Annotated in this window: 5 protein-coding genes; 4 read left to right on the top strand and 1 reads right to left on the bottom strand. The window is 52.7% G+C overall.

What is annotated here, in order from left to right; genetic code table 11:
* The coding region (locus BUC15_RS18550; RefSeq protein ID WP_217652304.1) for a MobA/MobL family protein at positions 1-1,136 on the top strand (1,136 nt) is incomplete at its 5' end.
* Here the strand turns inward: BUC15_RS18550 and BUC15_RS18545 are convergent.
* Positions 1,133-1,699: a helix-turn-helix domain-containing protein gene (locus BUC15_RS18545; protein WP_073191530.1), complete on the bottom strand. Its 567-nt coding sequence runs from the start codon at positions 1,697-1,699 to the stop codon at positions 1,133-1,135. The two genes, BUC15_RS18550 and BUC15_RS18545, sit on opposite strands and share 4 nt — an antisense overlap.
* Positions 1,700-3,107: 1,408 nt before the next feature.
* Between BUC15_RS18545 and relB the strand changes: the two genes are divergently transcribed.
* From relB to BUC15_RS18530, 3 genes are all read left to right on the top strand, one after another.
* The gene (gene relB / locus BUC15_RS18540; RefSeq protein ID WP_073191527.1) at positions 3,108-3,332 is read left to right on the top strand and encodes a type II toxin-antitoxin system RelB family antitoxin; all 225 of its coding nucleotides are present in this window, start codon (positions 3,108-3,110) and stop codon (positions 3,330-3,332) included.
* Complete coding sequence (locus BUC15_RS18535; RefSeq protein WP_073191524.1) at positions 3,316-3,588, top strand: type II toxin-antitoxin system RelE family toxin; 273 nt, start codon at positions 3,316-3,318, stop codon at positions 3,586-3,588. The genes relB and BUC15_RS18535 overlap by 17 nt, the downstream gene beginning before the upstream one ends.
* A gap of 209 nt (positions 3,589-3,797) precedes the next feature.
* A partial coding sequence (locus BUC15_RS18530; protein WP_175558408.1) for a MobA/MobL family protein occupies positions 3,798-4,068 on the top strand: 271 nt, incomplete at its 3' end.

Genomic DNA, 4,068 nt, shown 5'->3' with positions numbered 1-4,068 from the left:
AAGCACCGTGGCTTGCTGCGATCCACGACAAGGGCGCGGATGCTCAGAACCCACATGCCCATCTGGTGATCCGTGACAAAGACCCAGAGACAGGAAAGCGCGTGGCCGGTTTGTCGGAAAAGGGCAGCACAGAGCGTCTGCGCGAGCTTTGGGAGGCCATCGCAAACGCTCATTTGCAGCGTGCCGGCCATACCGCCCGGATCGACCGGCGGACCCTTGCAGCCCAAGGGATCGACCGGAAGGCGCAAATCCATGTTGGGCCGCGTGCTAACGCCATGGCCGAGCAAGGAAAAACACCTGTCTCGAAAATACGGAAGGATCACCAAGGGCGAGTCATCCGGTATCCCGAGATTGATTACTCCGTTCGCGGGATGAAGACCCGAGGCCAGCACAACGCCAAAATCATCAATCTCAACGAGCAAAAAGCCAAGGACGAGGCCCGAAAATGGGACCTGTCTTCTTGGGAAGAAGCCGTGGAATCAGCCCGTAAGGAGGGCTTTGCCTCGCTGGTTGAGCGGGCTGAAATTGGTTTGCAGGTGGCGAAGGAGTTTGTGGAGGCGCGGAAACCGTTGCCGCACTACCACAGCGAGGTTAACGCCGTAGCGGAAAAACGGTGGAAGGCCATAGGAGACGATAGAAGGGCCGCTGAGCAGGCGAGGCAGGAAAAGGTAGCCAAGGAGGCCGAAGCGCGTAGACGCGAACAGGCGGCCGAAAAAACAGCCTTGGCAAACCGATATGAAGCCCGCCTCCGTCTGGCCGAAGCGACGGCCAAGGCTGCAAAGGGAGCTGAGGGGCAAAAAAGCCAGATCGAGCAGGCGCACCCGTGGCGGTCCCGGCTGCACAAGGTCGGCCTGAGCTTTGGGCCACTGGCTGATGTCGAAAGCCGCGTGAGTGCTGCTCAGAAGGCCAAGGAAGAGCTTTTTGCCGATGCCGCCGGGTGCGAGGCGTTCGAGGAGCGCAAGGCCGCTCTAGAGGCCCAAAAGCGGGCACAGAAGGCCGCCGTGGAAAAGGCGCAAGCCTTGGAAAAAGGCCAAGGTCATCAGGTCAAATCTGGCCCTGAAAAGTCCATCACCTCAGCGAAAGCTCCCCAAAAAGGGAAGGGGGTTAGCCGAGGTGACGGAGGCATAGGCCTTTAGCCCGTATAATCTTCGATATCCATTTGCCGGGCGGGGAGGTCTGGCTCCATACCGGGCAGCGCGGGTTGCGATGGGGGATCTTCCCCTTCGCCGGTCGGTAGTTGCGCTTCACCGGGATAGAGGGCCGGGATGCGGCGTAGAGTACCCGGCAGTAGCGTATACTCGGACTGATCTTCTTCGTCTGCCACAATTGCGGCTGAAAACACAGACAAGCGCGGTAAATGCTCGCGCTTTTCGCCCCACGCCACCTGATCGTTGACCACATAGGCGTTTACTGTGCCGCGTGGACCGATCTGAATTACCTGAATCCATCGCTCACTTTCTAGGATGTTCATTGCGTTACGAATGCTGCGTTCATTGCATCCCACTAGCTTTGCCAGCGTTTTCTGTGGAATCACGACAGCATTTTGATGCCCCATGATCGCAACCAGCCGATGCAGTACGGCGGAAGCGATGGGCGATCGCATAGCCAGTCGTCCCCATGCCTCATGTGCGGCACGTTCCGTTTGAACCCACTTTTTGGGTCCGGCGCCAACTGGCGTCCCTAATTTCATGTCGCTCATCTGTGGTACCACTTTTTGGAAACTGGTTTCCAAAAAGTGGTACCACATTGCCGAGGGTGCGGCAATCAAGAGCTACATATTTTGGAAATACGTTTCCAGTTTTTGTAGGGGGTGCGGAATCAGCTGATTCCGCACCCCCGGCAATGGGACGACACTTCATTCTTCATAAATTATTGATTATAAACAATTTTGGTTTTTTCCTTTCTATGATCTCATTTGACCCCCCTGAAAGGGGCCGTGAACGGGTTATCCATGCCCAACCGACGCGCCTCCACAGCGCTAGGAGGGCGGGGGTGGGTAACCCGTTGGTCATGAGGCGCCTGCCATCTTCTTTTCAAGAAACGCTCTTGCTGTGGATAAAATAATAAATGATTTATCTATCAATAGGTTAGCAAAAATCCGTCCAGAAGATAGGATGGAGGATTGCGCCCAGTGAACACGAAAGGACAACAGCGAAAAATTGAAAAGAATGTAATTATAAACGTATACAAGGCATTATATTGCGCGCCCATCGTCATTCAGATCTTATTTCGGCAAGAACATTAGGTGACAATTATGTGCGCTAAGGTAAAATTTATGAAAGGGCTGCGCGCCTAGTAAAATGAGTAGAGAAGCAGTGTGTGCCCAGTAAAATGGGCAGAGACAGAAATTCCGAAAATAGCCACAATTTATAAAATTAAATCAAATATGTAGGTCAAGTTTTGATCAGGATATAAGCCGCACAAAATTAAAAGAACGCCCAATAAATTAAAACGTACACGTATTAATGCATGTATAATCTATTCCGGTTTTGTTCCACAAAGAACGCACTAGATGCAGTGTTGACCAGCGTATCTCTCATCTGCAAGATACAAAAGCCCCGACAACGCGTGCCGGGGCTTTTGCTATAACCATGCTCTCATAAGCTGCAACTCTAGTTTGGACGCTAAAGTTAATCACAGCGGAGAGACTTTTAGAAAGTTAAAAACATGAGCACTGCTCGCAAGCCACTTGGAACCACCTGTTATACGGGAGAAAACTGCCCAGAAAGCGGCATCTGGAAAGCAGAGTCTACCCCCAGTACAACAATCCCCCTCGCAAAAGGGAACAAAGTACCGCCCTATAACAATAAAGGGGTTACTTGGAAGCTCATTCAATACGCCTAAAATAATAAAAAAACAGGGGGACCATAGCCCCCCTGTTTTTTTATAGCGCCATCCCCGGAGCGTAGCATAACTACAGAAACATCATATCAAGTAGCAGTAGCATCCGCCCATTTAGTAGCAACATGGTCATTTTTTGTTTAAAAACAGTAGCTTAAGAACCATAGAAATTGAAGTTAAGAAATTGAATTTTAGACGGTTGATAACTTCAGTCTGTGGATAAACTATGCTATACATGTATAGCGATGTAGCAATATAGGTGAAAAATGCTCGCCATCCGACTGCCTGCCGAAGTGGAGACCAGACTTGAAGCACTGGCTCAGGCTACGGGCAGAACAAAAACGTTCTATGCCCGTGAAGCCATCCTCGAACACTTAGACAATCTCGAAGACTTGTACCTAGCTGAGCAGCGCCTAACCGACCTTCGAGCAGGCAAGAGCCAAGCGGTATCACTCGAAGACGTGATGAAGCGTTATGGCCTGGAAGATTGAATTCGACAGAGCCGCCGAGCGCGAACTGGACAAAATCGACGTACAGATGGCGCGGCGCATCCTTACCTTCCTGCATAGCCGGGTCGCTCAACTCGACGATCCACGCAGCATTGGCGAAGCCCTCAAAGGCTCAAAGCTGGGTGCATTCTGGAAGTACCGCGTCGGCGACTTCAGAATCATCGCCAGCATCGAAGATAACGCCCTGCGTATCCTCGTGGTTCGCATAGGCAACCGGAAAGAAGTGTACCGGGCATAAACAACAAGAATAACAAGTAAAATAAGAACCGTGGCCGCTAGTCCCGCTTTCTTCCTGCCGTAAAAACCACCCCCGGAGCGCAGCGAAGCCCGACCTTGCGGGAGGGTGGTCTGTCCGGTAGGATGGACTAGGGCGCACTTATGGGTTTCTGCGAAACCCGTGCGTCGGGGGCACCCCGAACCCCGTTTTTACGGCAGGAAGAAGAAGCCTTGGCCATCTACAGTCTGAACCACCGCAGCATCGGAAAATCGACCCATGCCCCCGGCACCGCCGGGGCACATGTCGATTACATCACCCGTGACAGCGCGGCCCGGATTGTGCTGTCCCAACACATGCCGTCTCATCGGCATGAGGCCCACGCCTGGCTTGACCAAGCAGAAGCCTCAGACCGAAAGAACGGCAGGGTTTGCGACAAGGTGATGCTGGCCCTTCCTCGTGAATTGTCGCCAGAGGAGCGGGCGGAACTGGTCCGTGATTTTG

This window comes from Tessaracoccus bendigoensis DSM 12906 (assembly GCF_900141915.1).
GTDB classification, from domain to species: Bacteria; Actinomycetota; Actinomycetes; order Propionibacteriales; family Propionibacteriaceae; genus Arachnia; species Arachnia bendigoensis.
Note: the sequence above shows the minus strand (reverse complement) of the source record. Positions and strands in the feature narration are given on the sequence as shown.